This window comes from Microcoleus sp. Pol10D4, from assembly GCF_036701555.1.
GTDB lineage: Bacteria > Cyanobacteriota > Cyanobacteriia > Cyanobacteriales > Microcoleaceae > Microcoleus.
This window is the reverse complement of the sequence record NZ_JAUBRA010000031.1, coordinates 53,607-73,946: the sequence shown is the minus strand read 5'-3', so window position 1 is coordinate 73,946 and position 20,340 is coordinate 53,607. Positions and strand designations below refer to the sequence as shown.

Here is a 20,340-nt window from a genome sequence, read left to right as displayed (position 1 = left end):
ATGAAGGCGATGATGTAGCAAATGGTGGCGCTGAGCAAGGTAGGAATCATCAAGACGCCGAACCAACCGATGTAAATCCGGTTGTCTGTGCTTGTGACCCACTCGCAGAAGCGTTCCCAGACGTTGGCGCTTTCGCGCTGCTGTAAGGTTGTTGTCATGGTTTTATGATTGCTGTATTTGGTTGTCAATGTTCGGATGATGTTTCTATTATTAACGGTGTTGTTAACGTTTGTAAAGGGGTGTAGCGACAGTTAAACTGATGACTGCGATTAGGAAAGCTGATGAAACCAGAGACAGGGGCGATCGCCCGATCGCGAAAAGATATGCCAGCCTCCACACGCGGCGCACCTCAACCCTAACGAACGGGAGCTATGGGAGGTGGAGAAGGTAGAGGAACAGGAGCGAGGACAGGTGGAGAGACTGGCCTGCGAGGAGGTGGAGAAATCCTGAACTGCTGGAGTTGCTGCGGGGTGAGCGATCGCAAAATTCTCAGTCCGAGAGTGTCTCGGGAGATGCTTAAAGCGTAGGATGGCTCCAAATACGGGCGGAAATTTGATTTGTTGTTCAAATAGCTTTCCATGAAAGCTAGGCTGAGTCCGCTGAGATAGCGACGGGCTAAAGCTGGTTCGGGCCCGATGACCTCTGGTGGTGGCAGAAAGAGGCTTTGAGGGGAATCCTCGATCGTTGAAAAGTGAGTCCCGTTGTTCATCAGTACCAGATATTTGTTGGGCGATGTCAGCCAAGTGAACGGTTGAATTTGTTCCAGCAAAGCGGGGGCGACGGTATCCGCGCTGCCTGCTATTACCATGACTGGGATTTGGATTTTGCTGAGGTTTGTTTCTCCGAAAATGCTGCTGGCGATCGGATTGACGGCGATCGCAGCTTTGATGCGCGGGTCGCCGAAATTGTACTGGTTGCGATCTAGACCGCGGGCGCGGCACTGCAACAGCAGGGAGAGGTTCCAAGTTTCGTTTTCGAGTCCGCAATCTTTGTCTAGCTGTGCAAAATTAATCCCCGCCCCGGCTAATGCTAAAGCCGTATAGCCCCCGAAAGACTGGCCGATGACGCCGACTCGCTGCAAGTCGAGCTGCCCTTGGTAGGTCGGATCGGTTATGGAAAGTTTGGTTAAATAATCGAGCAGGTCTTTGATGTCCAGGGGGCGGTTGACAAATTCTGCTGGTTCTACTACTTCACTGGCTCTGCCTGTTACTAAGTTTTGGATTTGTTGGGCGTTGCTGCCGGGGTGTTCGGGGACGGCGACGGCAAAGCCATAGGAGGCTAAGTGTTTGGCTAAATACTCGAAGGAAAGGCGATCGGAACCTAAACCGTGGGAAATTACTACTACTGGAGCAGGTTGCGGGCTCCCCTGTGGTAAGTAAATGTCCATATCAAACGTGCGAGGGCGATTTGGACTCGTCAGAGTTACCGATGATTTTTTCCAAGTATAGGGACCCGGAAGCTGGGGCTGCAGCATTGCCGCAGCCGGTATGGAGGGTTCAGAGGCTGCTTGTGCTTCCGACAACTGGGCGACTCCGGCGATCGTCTGATTGGAACGGTTGATCAGCGATGTCAGCTCGTTGGCGATACCCAAGGCGCGGGCGATGTCAATCCTGATGCCATACGTGGGGAATTTCCGCAGCACGTTGAGAATTGTCAGGCCTTCGGGATCTGAGGCTGCTAAAATCAGGGCGGCTCGGATGGCATAAAATCCAGGCTGCCGAGCTTTGGTTTGAATTACTTGGCCCAAGCGTTTCAGCAGCACTTCTCCTTGAGGCGTGTAGAGGAATTGGGCGATCGTCACCTGGCTGATTTCAGCTTTCGCTTGCAGGGCGCTGCGAATGTCAGCTAGCTGAGATTCTTTGATGTACTGAGCGAAGCCGTCCAAGTTCGAGTCTATTTTGCCTTCTTTGGCGAACAGTGCCAGGGATTCGATGGGAACTGATTCTTCTAGCGGCCCGTAAGTTACGTAAATTCGCTCGGCACCCATTGCCGGTGCGGCGGTGCAAACAGCCGTGAATGCAAACAATCCTAGGTATTTTTGGGCGATCGACCGCCGAGTGCCAAGGGCAGCAGTGGAGAGACTCCGAAACAGATAGTTCATAAGTTTCAAACCTAGGACTTCTAATAATTAGTCAGTGAAACGATGTAAATTGTTTCACTAATATTTAATACCAAAAAATCGATCTGTTGCTTCGGATGCTTCCGAAATTAGGTTATCTTGGGAAGCATAGCCAAAAGAGCAATTTTCTGACCTGACAAGACTAGCTGAAATTTAAAATTCAACACCGAGGGGTCAAACCTGCTGGAATGCCCATTGATTATTTTTTCAGCTATGCAAGATATTTTCGATCAAGTTTGTAACTACAGCCTGAGTGGGAGAATTTATGATGTTCAATGCAACTGCTATCCTGATTGACGCTTTTGTTCAAGAGCTGCAGGCCGGCTACCGTCGCACCTACGGCAAGTACAAGCCTGACTACCCTGAAATTATCGCCTGGGCAGGGACTATGGCTCTGGAAAATATCGCTAACTGCGACGCTCTATACCACAATGTAGAACACACAATGCTCGTGGCTTTGGTGGGGCAAGAGATTCTCCGCGGCAAGCATATTCGCGAAGGGGGAGTGTCGCCGGAAGATTGGCTGCACTACCTGATCTCGCTGCTGTGTCACGATATCGGCTACGTCAAAGGTGTTTGCCGCCAAGACCAAGAAGCTGTGGGACTATATGCTACGGGTATTGACGGGGGCATGGTTTCTGTGCCGATCGGGGCAACTTCTGCTAGTTTAACTCCTTATCATGTTGATCGAGGCAAACTCGTAATTGACGAACGCTTCGGCGGCCACACATTAATTGATGCCGAACAAATCAAGCGCAATATTGAATTGACCCGCTTCCCAGTTCCTGCTAGCGAAACTCATCAAGACCGAAATAATTATTCTGGACTCGCTAGGGCCGCCGATTTGATCGGTCAGTTGAGCGACCCAAATTACCTACGAAAAATAAGTGCTCTGTTCTACGAATTTGAGGAAGTCGGCACTAATAAAATCTTGGGCTATAAGTCTCCGGGAGATTTGCGGCAAAATTACGCCAAGTTTTATTGGAATGGAGTTTTTCCCTACATTCCTGCAGCTTTGAACTACTTGGAATTGACCCAGGGAGGCAAACAAATTATTGCCAACCTCTACGCCAATGTATTTCAGGTAGAACACGCTGAACCGCTCGCTTTCACCAAGCCCAACGCTCAAGAATTCACCAAATCCCGCGCCAATAGCAACTTGAACGGCGAAAAAGATGGTGCGAATATTCAACATTCCATCTTTGGGGAAAACAAGAAATTTACCGAGTTCCCAGACTTAAATTTGTGATTATTTACGCCCAGAATGGGGCATCTATAAAGGCGAGTCAGTGGATTCTAAAATTGATAATTCTGTGTGATATGTTTGGCGCAACGTTCTGCTTTCAATCAGTCGAAGGATTTGAAATTTAATCCATAGATGAATCTGGGATGTTAAACAAGAGTCGAAATTTTAGGCCGACAGGCGTTGCCAGTCGGAAATTAAGTATCCGTTTTTTGGCAGCGTGATAATTAGGATAAGTTTTGATTTTTTAGTTGCTGGAGATTGGTTTTTAGCTGAAATTTAGATTAATTATCTCAAATCTAAAATTGCTCTGGCAGCAGATAGGTTGCTTGCTCCTTTTTTTTGAGCTAAAATCAAGAGTTATCATCAAAAATTTAACATCGAAAATCGAAAACCTTAAATTGATATGGCAGCAGACATTCAGCAGCAAATTCAACAGTTGAGGCAGCAGCTACAGGAAGCTAGCTATGCTTATTATGTTCTCGATGCGCCGATTATGCCAGATGAAGTGTACGATCGACTTTATCGCCAGTTGCAAGAATTAGAATCAGATTATCCTGAATTAATTACGGCCGAAAGTCCGACTCAGCGGGTGGGAGAACAGCCTGCTACTCAATTTTTTAGTGTCAAACACAATATTCCTCTCTACAGTTTGGAAAATGCTTTTAATTTTGAGGAATTTGCTAAATGGCAGGAACGCTGGCAAAGGGTAGCACCTTCCCTAACCCCCGGTCAAGAAGGAAATGCACTCCCCCTAACCCCCCCTGATCAAGGGAGGGGACAAGAGGCAATAACATCTTCCATTAGCAATCAGGAAAACAGGGAAATTACTCCCCCCTTTAGCAAGGGGGGGTTGGGGGGGGTTTCCTATGTTTGCGAGTTAAAAATTGACGGTTCAGCTTTAGCGTTAACCTATGAAAATGGGGTTTTAGTTCGCGGTGCGACGCGGGGAGACGGCATTGCGGGAGAGGAAATTACTCAAAATGTCAAAACTATTCGCTCGATTCCTCTGAAGCTCAATTTAGATAATCCACCGCCTGTGGTGGAAGTGCGGGGAGAAGCTTTTTTGTCTTTAGCTGTGTTTGAAGAAATTAATCGGGAACGGGAAAAAGCGGGGGAACAATTGTTTGCTAATCCTCGCAATGCTGCGGCGGGTACGCTGCGGCAGTTGGATTCTAAAATTGTGGATAAGCGACGGTTGGATTTCTTTGCTTATACTCTGCATTTAGATAAGGGTAACGAGGGTAACACGCAGTGGGATTCGTTGGAATTGTTGCGACGGATGGGGTTTAAGGTGAATCCCTATCGCAAAATTTGCTATTCTTTGGATGAGGTTCGGGAGTATTACGAATATTGGGATACTGAGCGACGGAATTTGCCTTACATGACGGATGGGGTTGTTGTTAAGATTAATTCGGTTTTCCTGCAAAAACAATTGGGTTTTACTCAGAGGTTTCCGCGTTGGGCGATCGCCCTGAAGTATCCCGCGGCAGAAGTCCCTACAATAGTAGAAGCTGTCACCGTGCAAGTAGGGAGAACCGGGGCTCTGACTCCTGTAGCGGAACTCAAACCGGTGCAGTTGGCGGGGACGACGGTTTCGCGGGCTTCTCTCCACAATAGCGATCGACTTTCCGATCTGAACCTGCACATTGGCGATACTGTAATTGTCAGAAAAGCTGGGGAAATTATACCAGAAGTTGTGCGAGTTTTACGGGAACTTCGCCCCCAAAATGCTCAACTTTTCCAAATGCCTAGTTGCTGTCCCGAATGCGAACAGCCTGTGGTTCGGGAAAAAGGGGAGGCCGTTACTCGCTGCATCAATACATCTTGTCCGGCGATTTTGAGGGGTTCGCTGATTCATTTTTGCAGCCGGGATGCTCTGGATATTAACGGTGTTGGCGAAAAGTTGGTGCAGCAGATGGTTGATAGCAATCTGGTGCATTCTGCGGCGGATTTGTACGATTTGACTGCGGAAAGATTGATGAGTTTGGAACGCATGGGTAAGAAGTTAGCAGAAAAGTTGGTAAGTGCGATCGCCCAATCCAAAAATCAACCTTATTCCCGCGTACTTTACGGCTTGGGCATCCGCCACGTCGGCAGCGTGAATGCTCAATTGCTGACAGAAAGGTTTGCAAATGTAGAAGAGTTATCAGCAGTATCAGCGGCATCGATTGAGGGCGTTTACGGCATCGGGCCGGAAATTGCTCAAGCTGTTTATCAGTGGTTTCGAGTGCCTGCAAATCAAAGTTTAATTTCACGTTTAAAAACGGCGGGATTGCAATTGCAGTCAGAAGTAAAAAATCCCAACTTAGCCAGCGCAAATTTACAACTTGCAGGCAAAACTTTTGTGCTTACCGGAACTTTGCCCACTTTGAAACGAGATGAAGCTAAAGATTTGATTCAAAAAGCAGGAGGTAAAGTCACCAGTTCGGTGAGTGCTAAAACTGATTATGTGGTTGTGGGAGAAGATGCGGGTTCTAAGTTGGAAAAGGCTCAATCTTTGGGGGTAGAACTACTTTCGGAAGCTGAGTTATTGGAACTGCTATCGAAACCATAAATGATTGGTGACAGTCAATATATCTCTCTTTTCTCTTTCTCTGCGCCCTCTGCGCTCTCTGCGGTTCGCAAAAAAGCTGATTCACTTGAGCCGTTTTCAAAGAAGATTGCCAACAATTCTATTGCCCTAGGTGCAAAATAGCCGATCCTCTTCGAGGGCTCTGCTAACGCGAATTGGGCAATACCTCAAAAGGCATAGAAATCGCGAGCGCACTTGGTGAATATAAATACTTCCCCGGCGGTGCTGCCCGAATCGGTTGTCGGTACAGGCTAGTTTTGCTAAAATTTGATAAAGTTTGCAATAGCGATGGCAACTGCGAGCTTAGCCAAATCCCAGCAATCATAGGAGATACATTATGTCTGAAATTCCAGCAGAACAAACACAAACAAACTTGACAACTCCAGAAATAACTACCGAAAGCTCAATTTCTGGTGTGGAAAACGTGAAAAATAGTGTGGGAAATATCCTAAATAGTTGGAAGTTGAAAGCAGGATTAGCCGTTGCTGTACTTTTGGGAGTTTTGCTATTTGCTTTCTACTGGCAGCATATGATTGCAGTCGTAGGTATGAAGAGTTGGTCGGCGCGATCGGGAGCTAACCCGATCGAATGTATGGTAAGAGATACTAATAATGACGAGTATGTCAGTTGCAGCGCCCTCCTCGATCAGCAGATTGTCCCTCTTGAGTGCAGTTCGAGTTTGTTCAATATCGGCTGTCGAGTCAATTACGGAACTGCGGCACCAAATCCGAGACAAATCAACCCTAGATAGACCATCTGCGGGTTAGAGATGATTGTTGAACGAACAGATTTGCTACTTAAAATATGGGAGTTACAAAATAAATTTTCCCGTGAAAATACTCCAGCAATAAAGAGCGGAAAACTCTTGTTTTTCTGGTTGTAAAATAGCAGGTAATGAAAGTTACCTGCTATTAGTATTAATGGCGACTTTTCGCTCCAAGCAGTATTGAGCGCCTTGATATAAAAGCTCTGTCATTGATTAGATACTACTTTACAATAATTAACTTGAAAAGTTTAATTTAAATCAGTAGAATTAACCCAAACCACCTCTCGGATGATGCGATCGCGAGTGCCGAGTGGTATCAAGTACCCGAAGGGTAAACGATCAACTCACCTCAGTTGGTGGCGTGCGAGGTGGCTGAAGATAGTTCGACAAAAGTTTACATTGTATGTAGTTCTTTGGGGGAAAAAAACAAGGAAGTCGGGTTTTTTAATGGTGAAAATTTAGCTATCGGATCTGTTTGCAAATTGAGCCATCCCTCACGGGATTTTGGATTTACCATTCACACAGCCTGGGTGCAAAAAATCGCCAAGCCCACAGCCTTCTACAACAGGCGAGCAACTAAACGAATATGACAAATACTCATTCTACCTCTTCCAACTATCCTCAATACATCTCAAGAGGAGGCGATACGGCGTTTGAACCTCCTTACATTCTTAATCAGACAAAACTCTATGGATTTTTCTTAGAAGGAACCTTGGAAAATTTACAAACTCTCTGCGATAAATATCTCAATATACCTGGTCAAGATCAATTCCAATACCGTCCTGCTGCTAACCGTGTGCTGATGGTATTCGATACAATAGCGCACATTAATTCTACACAACCTCCCGGCAGCGATAAAGGTTTTTTCTCTGAAGCAGGGGAGGTCATGTTTTGGGTATTGACTGAGGCCGGAAAGCAAGAAGGCTCAAAATTTGTCGTCGATCACCACGCTTGGTTTATTCCGTATATTTTTGTTGATTCTACACCAGCAATGGTATTGGGGCGGGAAGTTTATGGTTTTCCTAAAGAATTGGCAAAATTTCAAATCCCACCAGATAATCGCCATCCTCAAAAATTTAGCTTAGAAACCCTTGTTTTGCAACCGTTCAGTCCTCAATCAGAAACTACTTGGCGAACAATAATCAACGTGGAAAACACTCAAGCAGAAAAGGGTGATATTCCTATCAAGCTTTGGACCGACTTTTCACAAGTATTTGAAGAAATTTCAAGCTTGTTTGAAGAAGTAAAATTTGATAAAAAATGTCCAACTCACTTGGAAGTACCGATGGTATTTCTCAAACAATTTAGAGATGTTCGCGATGGCGACAAAGCTTGCTATCAAGCAATCGTAGAAGCTACTGCTACGCTAGAGAAATTACATCAGGGCTTTCCTTACCTCAGACAGAAATTCGAGGTGACAATAGAAAATTTTGACAGCCATCCAATCGTCACCGAATTAGGACTAAAACTGCAACAAACAGCCCAATTAGCATTTTGGCTGAACTTCGATTTTTCCTTTGGAAACGGAACTGAAATATGGAAATCTCAGTAGTAGCTTTTGATACGGATAATTAGCTTGTATTAGCTGAAAATCATTTTTTCCTTTCAAAACATACACAAATCGGTAAATATCCATGATTGAAAATACCAAGAAAAAAATTGTCATTCTCGGTGGCGGAATGGGTGCTATGGTGACAGCATTTGAACTCACTAGCCAACCCAATTGGCAAGACTTATACGACATTACTCTCTATCAATTAGGTTGGCGTTTAGGCGGTAAATGTGCAAGCGGTCGTAATATGACACCGCACCAGTCCTATGAACCAGACTACCGTATTCAGGAACACGGATTACACATCTTCTTCGGGTTTTATGCCAACACATTTCGAGTGATGAAGGAGTGCTATGATGCCCTGGAAAATGAAAAGGGAATATTTCAAGGGATAGAAAATGCTTTTCAACCGCATAGTTTTATTGTCTTTGAAGACGAAGATAAACAGGGTCGTTGGGTTCCTTGGAATATAGATTTTCCTTACTCTAAGGATGTATTTCCCTGGCCCGATAAAGATATGGAAGTTGGCTCACCTTGGGACTATATTCTCAAGATGCTTGAGCTCATGCTACACAAACATAGCGATTCTCCTCATTTGGACTCGCTCTCTTCTACTAGCAGAATCGAACTTGACCCCGATCGAGAACCCATTGCCTTAGAATTGCTGCCGCAAGTTGCTAAACGGCTAGAGGTAACCAAAGAAAATCTGCTCTCAAGCTCGCATAAAGAGGTACTTGCTTATACTCATCAGTTTGCTAACTCTCTTCCTAAAGATGTTCAGCATCACTCGTCCGAAGACCACAACGTTCTGACCTGGTTGTTAGAGCTTTTGACAAAGCTTGCACGCCTGAACTTAGAAGATGCGATCGCCAAGCTAGAAGAGAAGTTTGAACAGCCACTAATCGACGCTCATCGCCTCCTAATTACCCTCAACCTTGGGTATGCAATTGCTCGCGGGGTGCTGGTTAATCAAATCTTTAATTGGCAATCCTTCAACGACCTGGATCAGCACGACTTTAGAACATGGGTTGGTCACAATGGTGCTTGGTCTGAAACTGCTAACTCAGTCTTGGTACAGGTAATGTACGATTTACTGTTAGCCTTTCCTGGTGGCATCGCCACTAAGGAAAACGGTCAATTGGGAGCAGCAGCAACAATACGTTGGATCTGGCGCATGATTTTCACATACAAAGGTGCAATCATGTGGAAAATGAATGCTGGTATGGGAGATACAATTTTTACCCCATTATACATAGAATTAAAGAAGCGTGGAGTCAAGTTTGAATTCTTCCACCGCGTCACGAACCTTAGCCTTAACCCAGAGCAAAATGCTATTGTTAAGGTAGAGATGGGTCAACAAGTAACTCTCAAAAATCCCGAACTAGGTTACAACCCACTGATTCCGGTTAAGGATCTTCTCTCCTGGCCTAGCGAACCCCTCTACGATCAAATTGTTGAAGGCGAAAAACTCAAAGAAGAGCAGATTGACCTAGAATCTTTCTGGACTCCCTGGACAGACGTAAAAAAAGTTACTCTCAACCACGGGGAAGATTTTGACATTGTAGTGCTGGGTATTTCCATCGGCGCTTTTCCCTTTATCTGCGAGGAACTTATTAATGCCAAAACAGAATGGCAGCAAATGGTTAAGTCTCTCCAGACAGTGACTACCCAAGGCGGACAACTATGGCTTAAACCTACACTCAAAGAGTTAGGATGGACACAGAATAGTCCAGTCCTGGGTACTTACGTTGAGCCCCTAGATACTTATGCGGATATGAGTGACCTCATTGAACGGGAAAACTGGCCTTCGGATCGTTCACCTAAGAACATTGCTTACTTTACAGGGGTAATGGAAGATCCAGGTATCCCCGCTCCTAGCCAGTATAATTTCCCAGCAGAGCAACAACAGAAAATCAGCGGACGAGCCATCGACTGGCTCAACCAGAAGATCGCCCCTCTCTGGCCTAACGCTACCACTAAAGACAATCCTCATGGTCTAGATTGGAATTTGGTTGTAGACTTAGAGGATGAGCAAGGAGAACAACGCTTTTACTCGCAGTTCTGGCGTGTTAACATTACTCCTTCAGAGCGTTATGTATTATCTGTTCCCGGTAGCTACCAGTTTCGTCTTCAAGCCGATACTTCCAGGTGGGACGATCGCCCTCGCGGGTTTAATAACCTCTACCTAACAGGCGATTGGGTCGATAATAGTTTTAATTCTGGGTGTGTCGAAGCGACCACAATGGCAGGAATGCAAGCAGCCAAAGCAATTATCAAACAGCAGTTTAGCCAAGAGTATCATCGTCAGCAAATTATAGGTGAGAATGATGCTTGGCCAAAACCGCGATCGCTTAACTTATCGCTGGGCGATGAAGGTTAGGCAAAGAAGCATAGAGTGAAATCGGCGAAGCAGGGAAAGCCTTAAGATTGAGCGTACTACCTTGTCCGCTATATTTAACAACTCAAGTGTTCAAGCCAATAGTTTGGGGAGTATTTCATCTTACTAATTGTTGAAATACTCCCTTTACGTATTACTCCAAAGAAATCAAAAATGCTTAAGATTAACGGCTACCAAGTTCTCACTCAAATCTACGAAAGTACCAACTCCACCGTTTATCGAGGCATCCGCCAACAGGACAACCAAGCCGTCATCCTTAAATTCCTCAAAGAAGACTATCCTACCGCTTCCGAACTGGTTCGCTATAAGCAGGAATATGAAATTACCCGAAATCTGAATCTAGATGGAGTAATTAAAGCTTATGAATTAAAACCCTATCAGATGACCCTGTGTATCATCCTTGAGGATTTTGGCGCGTCATCTTTAAAACAGTTAATGGATGAGCGTAGGGAATCAGGCACGGGAGTATTGCCCCTAGAGGAATTTCTGAGCATTGCTATTAAAACGGCTGAAATTCTAAGCAGTATTCACGCTGCGAATATTATCCACAAAGATATTAACCCTGCAAATATTATTTTTAACCCTGAAATTGGGCTACTCAAAATTATAGACTTTGGTATTTCTACTAAATTCACCCGCGAAAATCCTACCCTAAAAAATCCTAACGTCTTAGAAGGTACTTTAGCTTATATTTCACCTGAACAAACAGGAAGAATGAATCGTTCTCTAGATTACCGTACCGACTTTTACTCTCTCGGTGCCACTTTTTATGAGTTGCTGACAGGACAACTTCCTTTTGAAACCACGGAGGCCCTGGAGTTAGTGCATTGTCATATTGCTAAAGTGCCAATTTCTCCTCATCAAGTTAATCCAGAAATTCCCAAGACCGTGGCAGATATTGTAATGAAACTGATGGCAAAAACCGCTGAGGATAGATACCAAAGTGGTTTCGGAATCAAAAAAGATTTAGCCGAATGTTTGCATCAGTTACAAACCACAGGAAATATATCTGATTTCTCTTTAGGGACTCAAGACATTTCCGACCAGTTTCAAATTCCCCAAAAGCTCTACGGACGAGAAGCGGAAGTAGAAGCACTACTAAAAGCATTTGAGCGAGTAGCGGACAATCCCAAATCCAAAATAGAGATGATGTTGGTGGCTGGTTATTCTGGCATTGGCAAATCATCGCTAGTAGCCGAAATTCACAAACCAAATACCCGACTGCGCGGCTATTTTACGGCGGGCAAATTTGACCAATTTCAAAAGAGTATTCCTTACTCCGCTGTAGTTAGCGCCTTTAAGGGATTAGTGAGGCAACTATTAACGGAAAGTGAAATACAGCTTGAACAATGGCGAGAAAAACTTAGAGATGCTTTTGGTGTCAACGGTCAAGTTATTATTGATGTAATTCCCGAAGTAGAACTGATTGTCGGCGAACAACCACCCGTGCCAGAATTAGGGGCAAGCGAGTCGCAAAATCGGTTTAATATTGTCTTCAGTAACTTCATCCGAGCCTTTTGCACAAAAGAGCATCCCTTAGTCATATTTCTCGATGATTTACAGTGGGCAGACTCCGCGACACTCAAGTTAATTGAACTGATGATGACAGATGCAGATATGCAATATCTGTTTTTAATTGGAGCTTATCGAGATAATGAAGTTAGCCCAACGCACCTCTTAATGATGACGCTTGATGGATTGCTCAAAGATGGAGCCACTATCAATTATATTACCTTAGCACCTTTAGACATAGAAAATATTAGCCGACTGCTTGCCGATACATTATATAGCGACACTGATGCGGTAAAACCCTTGACAGAATTGGTGATGAAGAAAACAGGTGGTAATCCATTCTTTGTCAATCAGTTTCTCAAAACCCTCTACGCGGAAAACCTGATAAATTTTGATGTCCAGGAGCATAGTTGGCAGTGGAATATTGACCAAATTGAGGCACAAAATATTACCGATAATGTTGTAGAATTGATGATAGACAAGTTAAAGAAACTGCCGGCGCTCACACAGCAGGTTTTACGTTTAGCATCTTGTATAGGTGCTTCTTTTTACTTAAACACTCTTGCTATCGTTAGTGAAAAACCAAAAGAGGTAATTTTTCCCGACCTAGTTGCGGCAGTTCAGACCGGATTCATCTTGCCGACATCAGAGTTAGATGAAAATCTATTAATTCTAGATTATAAATTTCTGCATGACCGGGTACAACAAGCGGCTTATGCTCTGATTGATGACAATCAAAAAAAAGCGGTTCATCTTCAAATTGGGCGGCTGTTGCTAGCCAATGTATCTTCTGAAGAACTACCGGAAAAAATTTTTGAAATAGTCGATCATTTAAACTTAGCTTGGGAATTGATAACTGATGAACCGGAACGGGTGGAATTAGCACGATTGAACTTAGAGGCAGGGAAAAAAGCCAAAGCTTCAACGGCTTATGCTGCTGCTTTAGAGCAATATTTTACTACAGGAATAGAGATGTTGCCGGGAGATGCTTGGCAAGAGCATTATGATTTGACATTTAGTTTATATCGAGAACGGTCGGAATGTGAATATCTATGCGGTAATTTTGACAAGGCAGAAGAGTTATTTGACTTAATTTTAACTAAGGTTAAATCTAATTTAGAACGAGCAGAAATCCAGAATATTCGTTTAGTTTTGTATGATAATACAGGCAAATTTGTAGAAGCGGTTGGTATTGGCTCGGAGGCGTTGAAATCCTTGGGATTAAGTTTGCCTACAACCGACAAATCAGAAATTTTCTCTGCCCTTGACTTAGAGTTGGAGTTATACAGATCAAATCTGGAACACATCAAAATTTCTGAGCTAATTAATGCCCCAGAAATGATCGATCCAGAGATGAGAGCTTGTATGAATCTCTTAATGAACATTACTGGACCAGCTTATTTTGTAGATCAAGATTTGTTGGCTTTGATTTCATTAAAAATGGTCAATCTTTCTCTGGAAAACGGCAATTCAGATGTATCGGCTCATGGATATGCTTTTTGGGGATTTTTGGCAGGTGCGAGATTAGTTGACTATGAAGTCGGTTATGAATTTGGTCTATTGTCGATGAAGCTTAACGAAAAGTTTCATAATGTAAATTTGGCTTGCAAAGTTTTTAATATGTTCGGTGGTTTGATTAATCCTTGGCGAAGCCATCTGAAAAAAGGAATTCCGTTTCTTAGAAAAGGCTACCTAGCCGGAGTAGAAACTGGAGATGTTTATGTTAGCTACAATTCTTACCACTTGATTCTGCAAAGAGTTCTAAGTTCTGAAAGTTTTGATAGCATTCTTGAAGAATCTAACAAACATCTTGAATTTCTTAAGCAAATCAAAAATAATGTCTTTGCTGGGATTCAGCAATTATATCGGCATTTTATTTTAAATTTACAGGGATTAACTCTGGATAAATTTTCTTTTAGTGATGAGGATTTTGATGAATATCAATGCCTCGAGATGTGGAATGAAAACGGCTTTATGACTGGTGTAGCACCCTATAACATCTTTAAAGCCCAAATTTTCTTTCTCTATGGGGATTATGAAAATGCTTTAGAAAAAATCCGAACTAGCGATAAAATTCTCGTTTTTCTTTCCGGTGTACCCAGCCAAGGCGAACATTATCTGTACTATTCTTTAATTTTAACGGCTCTTTATCCAACTGCTACCAACTCGCAACAGCAGGAATATGGGGAAATTTTAAAAGCCAATCAACAGAAGATGAAAATTTGGGCAGATAACTGTCCTGAAAACTTCTTGCACAAATACCTGTTGGTGGAGGCGGAAATCGCTCGACTTTCTGGTAAAGAAATAGAAGCACTAGATTTGTACGATCGCGCGATCGCTTCAGCCCATGAAAATCAGTATATTCAGAATGAAGCTTTAGGGAATGAACTGGCAGCTAAATTCTGGCTAGGGAAAGGCAAAAAGGAAATTGCCAAACTTTATATGACAAAAGCGCATTATGGCTACCAAATTTGGGGGGCTAAGCGTAAAGTAGAGGATTTAGAGCAGAAATATCCGCAGTTAATGCCGAAGAAATTAGCAAATAAACAAACTGATTTGCAGACGACTGTTAGTGATAAAGCCTCCTCAACAAGTGGAGGAAGTTCAGATTTAGACTTGTCCACTGTTATCAAAGCTTCCCAAGTTCTGGCTGGTGAAATTGCGAGCAACAAATTGTTAGAGAAGTTAATGACAATTTTAATGGAAAATGGCGGAGCACAAAAAGGCGTTCTTGTCTTATCAAATAAGGAGAAATTAACCATTGAAGCTAGAGGTAAAGTTGACAATGAACAAGTAGAAGTTTGGCAAAGTATTCCGCTTGAAAGCAGCGATAATCTCCCTGTAGGCATGATAAAATATGTAGCCAGAACTCAGGAAGATGTAGTGCTATCAGAGGCTACAAAAGATGGTATTTTTACTAGCGAACCCTATATTATAAAAAATCTGCCTAAGTCAGTCTTATGCGCTCCTATTATTAATCAAGGTAAACTAATCGGCATTCTGTATCTGGAAAACAATCTGACTACCGGGGCATTTACCCCAGATAGATTGGAAGTCTTAAAAATCTTATCCTCCCAAGCAGCTATTTCGATCGAAAATGCTCGCCTCTATCAAAACTTAGAAGATAAAGTTCAAGAACGCACGGCTCAACTAGCTCAAGCAAATCAAGAAATTAGCACTCTCAATCAGAAATTAAAAGCCGACAATGTTCGCATGAGTGCAGAACTCGATATTGTCAAACAACTGCAACAAATGGTATTGCCAAAACAGTCAGAATTAGAGGCAATTGAAGGCTTAGAAATAGCTGGCTTTATGGAACCTGCTGACGAAGTTGGGGGCGATTACTACGACGTATTGCAACAGGATGGTCAAGTCAAAATTACCATTGGCGATGTCACGGGACATGGTTTAGAAAGCGGCGTGTTGATGATTATGGCACAAACGGCTGTCAGGACGCTTCAGAAAATGAAGGAAACAGATCCAGTGAAGTTTTTGGATGTCCTCAACCAGACTCTTTATGATAATCTCCAGCGCATGGACTCCTCTAGGAATATGTCTCTAGCTATCTTAGACTATGCCGGAGGTGTCCTGAAATTAAGCGGACAACATGAGGAAATGATTGTGGTGCGCGCTGATGGAAAATTGGAGTGCATAGACACGATGGATTTAGGCTTTCCCATTGGCTTAGTAGAAGAGATTGGCGACTTTATTGCTCAAACAGAAGTGCAGTTAAATCCTGGGGATGTGGTGGTGCTTTATACTGATGGAATTCCTGAAGCTTTCGATATTAATAAAGCGCAGTACGGATTAGAAAGGTTGTGGCAAGTGGTGGTTGAAAATCGTCAGCGCTCTGCCCAAGAGATTCGGGCAGCCGTGATTGATGATGTGCGGCAGTATATTGGCGCTCAGAAGGTTTTTGATGATATTACTTTGGTGGTGATGAAGCAGAAATAGAACTTTCTCGCGAGTTCGGCGGTTGAAACCTCTACTACACAACTAAAGCCCGACTGCGCGGACTAAAGAATAAACGCGATCTTTCAACGGGATTTGGGATAAAATATGGCAGCTTACCAAGGGCTTCCGATCATGGTGAAACTACTCCAATAGTAAGGATGAGAAAAGTTTTGGTTTGTTTGTTGTAAATTAGCAGGTAAATTTAACTGGCCGCCTGTTGTTACTAGCTGTCCGTTTTCCAATCGCACTTTACCGGACATTATTGCTTGTTGAGTCAGTTGCAAAGCTTCTGCCTTAGTTGTGGTTCCTCGCAACTGGTGGTAAAATTCGCTCATCAGCCCTAAAGTGCCTCCATCGTCAACATACCACAAACTCCCTAAAGCAGATTTCGCGCCGGATTTTACTGCTAAACCTCCAAAACCTAACTCTGCTTCCCGATCGCCCATAGCAGTTCTACAAGCACTTAATACTAACAAGTCTACCTGCGGATTGCGCCAATTCAAACTCTCCATGCGATCGAGCTGCAATTTGGAATTCCACAGTTGAATGTAGGAATTGCTCGCTTTTCCCGGTTTGAATTCAGCGTGAGTTGCTAGGTGAACGATCCGAAATCCTCCCTTGGCGTGTTCCGAGTTGAGATTCTCTATAGTGAAAGTGGAATTGAGGAAAGATGGGCCGTGCCCCTGATCGGAAATCGCCTGCAATTCGATCGGCACACTGGGCAAGGGCAGTTGGTCAACAAATTCTGACCTTCCCATTGCTAGCACTGTGGCGTCTCTAACTGCTTTATAATCGGTATTAGTCGAACTAAAACTTGGAATTAGGCTGAAACTGTATTTTTCAATCAAGAAGCCTTTACCGTCGTGCAACGCGGCAAAGGGCAGGCTCCGCAATCCGGGATCGACTGACAGTAATAAAGTTTGAATTCCTAAGTTTTGTAAGTCTTTTTCTAGAGGTGCGATCGCCCATTTATATAGCTGCTGGGCGGAGGCTAGATAACTGGTAGTATCGCGTTTCGCGGGATTGGTGATTTCATTGCGGAACTCTTGGACGGTGGGGAAAAGAGCTGCTCTGTTGGCTTCGGGGACGCTGTAGTGAATCGGTCGCCCCACGGGAGGAACTAAAATTAGTTCCAGTCGATCTTCTCGCGAGACTATGTAGATAATACCAGACCGCTTGCCGGTTTGCTGTTCAATATTTTGTAAAGTTTGTTGGGCTGTCGAAATTAAGACTTTTTCCTCTGGGAGGTTGGCTGTTACCCCCAAGTATTCTGCAAATTCTTGATTCCTCATTTCTTCGATTCCCCAGACTGTTTTCTGGATATCGTTACCTTCAAAAAGTCGATCGGGAGATGGAACATATCCCAGAACTAAATTAGAAGTAGGGTTGAGTGTTGGCGGTTGTGGTGGTGCTGGTGAGGGTGGTACTAAGTCGCTGGGTAATTTACTGGTAATAGTGCGATCGAGGGTTAAAATTCGATCGGCAGCAGGAACACCGGGATTGTCTCGCCGTGGAGTTTTCGGGGGTTGAAAGTCTTCTGAATCAGGGGTTGAAGGTTCTCCTTGCGGTGCCGGTGTATCTGCGGCTGTGGGCGATTTTGGTGCTGTCACAGGTGCGGGCAGTTGTATTTCCGTAGGATTGATCGGAGTTGGAGTTACCAGCGGAGTGGGAGTTACCAGCGGAGTTGGAGTGACACTCGGAGTCGGAGTGGGAGTTACCAGCGGAGTGGGAGTGACACTCGGAGTCGGAGTGGGAGTGACACTCGGAGTCGGAGTGGAAGTGACACTCGGAGTCGGAATGACACTCGGAGTGGGAGTGGAAGTGACACTCGGAGTGGGAGTTGGAGTTACTAGCGGATTGGGAATTTCACTCGGAGTGGGAGTTGGAGTTACTACCGGAGTTGGAGTTTCACTCGGAGTGGGAGTTGGAGTTACTACCGGAGTTGGAGTTTCACTCGGAGTGGGAGTCGGAGTTACTACCGGAGTTGGAGTTTCACTCGGAGTGGGAGTCGGAGTTACTACCGGAGTTGGAGTTGGTGTTGGCGTCGGATCGATCGCATCATCAGTCGAAAACACAATATTACCAACACTACTAGAACGCGGAAACGACTGCGATGTAATGCTAGATTGTCCCGTTGTAATTGCACCCGCCGTACCGTTGCTAGCAGCATTCCCCACCACAAATGGTTGAATCGGCGTCCCTCCATCTCCCCCAGCGTGCACAATTGTAATTTTGCCACCACCGGCCCCGCCAGCAGTAGAAATGCTAGCAAATCCCGTCGGCGACAGTGGTGTTGAAAAAGTACCCGTAGCGCGGAAAAAATTACCTGTTATTGCTGTGACATCGCCGCCGTTACCGCTAGTGCCGCCTTGGGCATTGATAAACTCTACTTGAATATCGCCGATCGGATCTAAGAACACATTGCCGGCATTTCCGACTATAGCGCTAGAGTTAATTTGTCCGGTGGTAATTGAAGTTATCGCCTTAACAGTTATGTTGCCGCCACTGTTTGCCGATGTATTCAAATTGCCTGCGGTGAAATTATTACCGCTTGTAAAGATAATTTCTCCGCCATTAGCAGTAATATTTTTAACGGTTATATCGCCCTTGGCAGTAATATCGACTTTGGCGGCGCTGACATCTCCCGACAAGTTGACTTTTTCCGTGTTTAATGCTGTCAATTGTTGCGCGTTAATTGTCGAGTTTCCTGTCACATTGCCAGCATTGTCGATCGCAAGATTTCCTAACTTGCTGGTGGCCCCCACCGAACCGTTGAAAGTGATGCTGCCGCTACCGGAGGCTAGAGTTAAGTTGCGGGCATTAATGCTGTCACTGTCGATCGCACCTCCAAAGGCAATATTCCCCCCTGCCGTACTCAATATCGCATCTTTCGTCAAGCCTAGAACACCGTTAATATTGATATTGCCATTATTAGTAGTAACATTGCCACCCAACTTAGTGCTGGCAGCAGCAATATTAAAACCAGAATTGCTTGCAATATTACCGTTAGTGAATTCCGCTTGCGTTGCCGCAACATTCAAAACAGAAAGTGGTGCTGTTCCTCCGATATTTCCTTGTACCAACACATTACCTGTAGCGGCATCTAAGTTCAACAAATGATTACCGTCTATCGCCCCAGTTATCTTAATATCTCCGCCGCTGGTACTGAGATTAATATCGTTGCCGAGTGTGACAGTGCCGTTGAGAGCGATCGGATTTTTATTGGTATTGATGCCATAATTCAAATTAATTTTGGCAGCGTTGAGAGCAATACTGCTGTTGTCATTGCCGGTAAGAATGCCATCAAGTGCGATCGTACCAGTGCCCGTTTGAATATTTACTGGGTCTAAAAATGTGAGATTATAGGGAATACTAATATTAGCGCTGCTATCCGGTCGCCCGATCGCGATCGAGCTAAATCCATTTTGAATCAAATTAATTTCCGATGCAGTCAAATCTAAAGCGCTAGTATTGTTATCAATTCCGCCAACAACAATATTTTGTCCGGCTGTGGCGGGTTGTAGCGTTAACGCACCAGTACCAGAAACATTCCCGGAAAAATCAATTTCACCTGCAGTTAAAGTCAGCGGGTTACTACCTGCCGATAAAGTAGAACCGAAAGCAATAGTTGCATCTCCCAGTGTAAAATTTACAGGAGCTTTTAATGTCACTGGATTGCTAAAACTAATGTTATCATTAGTTGTGGTGATATTTCCGCCAACCGCAACAGTTCCCCCGCCATTTTGAATAAATGCACCGTCTAAGTTCAGGTTTTTCTCAATATTGAGATTCACCTTATTGGTGATTGTGAGCGTGCCGTCATTGGTGGTTGTTACAGTTCCTTTGAGATTAACATTATCAGCCGCAATACCCAGATTACCAGCTACGTCAACTGTATTATTGAAAGTAATGTCGCTGCCTGCGAGAATGGGATTATTAGCAACAGTCACAGCATCTGCATAAGTTTGAGTTCCGGTTGTAGTGACATTCCCGCCTAAAGATATCTTGCTGTTGGCAGTTAAACTTGTGAGAGGAATTGTTTCGCCGATCGCACTTTTGAAGGTAAGATTACCGCTAGCGGCCTTCACAGTCAAATCGCTGGTACCATCAACAGTATTATTGAAAGTAATGCTGTCACCTAAAAGAATCGGATTCTTGGCAATTGTAACTGCATCTCCATAAGTTTGACTCCCGATTGTAGTGACATTGGCATTGAGTTGA

The 20,340-nt window shown here is 44.2% G+C and carries 8 protein-coding genes and 1 pseudogene; 6 read left to right on the top strand and 3 right to left on the bottom strand.

The window, feature by feature from the left end:
- Positions 1-158: pseudogene (locus tag QUA36_RS16875) on the bottom strand (photosystem II q(b) protein); the annotation flags it as partial.
- Between the two features lie 197 nt (positions 159-355).
- Positions 356-2,101, bottom strand: coding sequence for an alpha/beta hydrolase (locus tag QUA36_RS16870; protein WP_333451747.1), 1,746 nt, complete (start codon positions 2,099-2,101; stop codon positions 356-358).
- 286 nt (positions 2,102-2,387) lie between these two features.
- Between QUA36_RS16870 and QUA36_RS16865 the strand changes: the two genes are divergently transcribed.
- The 6 genes from QUA36_RS16865 (at position 2,388) to QUA36_RS16840 (ending at position 16,119) form a co-directional block, all read left to right on the top strand.
- The gene (locus QUA36_RS16865) at positions 2,388-3,368 is read left to right on the top strand and encodes an Npun_R2479 family HD domain-containing metalloprotein (RefSeq protein ID WP_333458465.1); all 981 of its coding nucleotides are present in this window, start codon (positions 2,388-2,390) and stop codon (positions 3,366-3,368) included.
- Positions 3,369-3,768: 400 nt separating this feature from the next.
- Positions 3,769-5,919, top strand: a complete 2,151-nt coding sequence (gene ligA / locus QUA36_RS16860; protein ID WP_333458462.1) for an NAD-dependent DNA ligase LigA — start codon at positions 3,769-3,771, stop codon at positions 5,917-5,919.
- Between the two features lie 355 nt (positions 5,920-6,274).
- On the top strand, positions 6,275-6,688 hold the full coding sequence (locus QUA36_RS16855) for a hypothetical protein (protein WP_333168764.1): 414 nt from the start codon (positions 6,275-6,277) through the stop codon (positions 6,686-6,688).
- 601 nt (positions 6,689-7,289) lie between these two features.
- On the top strand, positions 7,290-8,255 hold the full coding sequence (locus tag QUA36_RS16850; protein ID WP_333458461.1) for an acetoacetate decarboxylase family protein: 966 nt from the start codon (positions 7,290-7,292) through the stop codon (positions 8,253-8,255).
- An 82-nt stretch (positions 8,256-8,337) separates the two neighbouring features.
- Complete coding sequence (locus tag QUA36_RS16845; protein ID WP_333458460.1) at positions 8,338-10,635, top strand: NAD(P)-binding protein; 2,298 nt, start codon at positions 8,338-8,340, stop codon at positions 10,633-10,635.
- Between the two features lie 171 nt (positions 10,636-10,806).
- Complete coding sequence (locus tag QUA36_RS16840) at positions 10,807-16,119, top strand: AAA family ATPase (RefSeq protein WP_333458459.1); 5,313 nt, start codon at positions 10,807-10,809, stop codon at positions 16,117-16,119.
- 113 nt (positions 16,120-16,232) lie between these two features.
- Here QUA36_RS16840 and QUA36_RS16835 read toward each other — a convergent pair.
- On the bottom strand, positions 16,233-20,340 hold a 4,108-nt coding region (locus tag QUA36_RS16835), incomplete at its 5' end, for a CHAT domain-containing protein (RefSeq protein WP_333458458.1).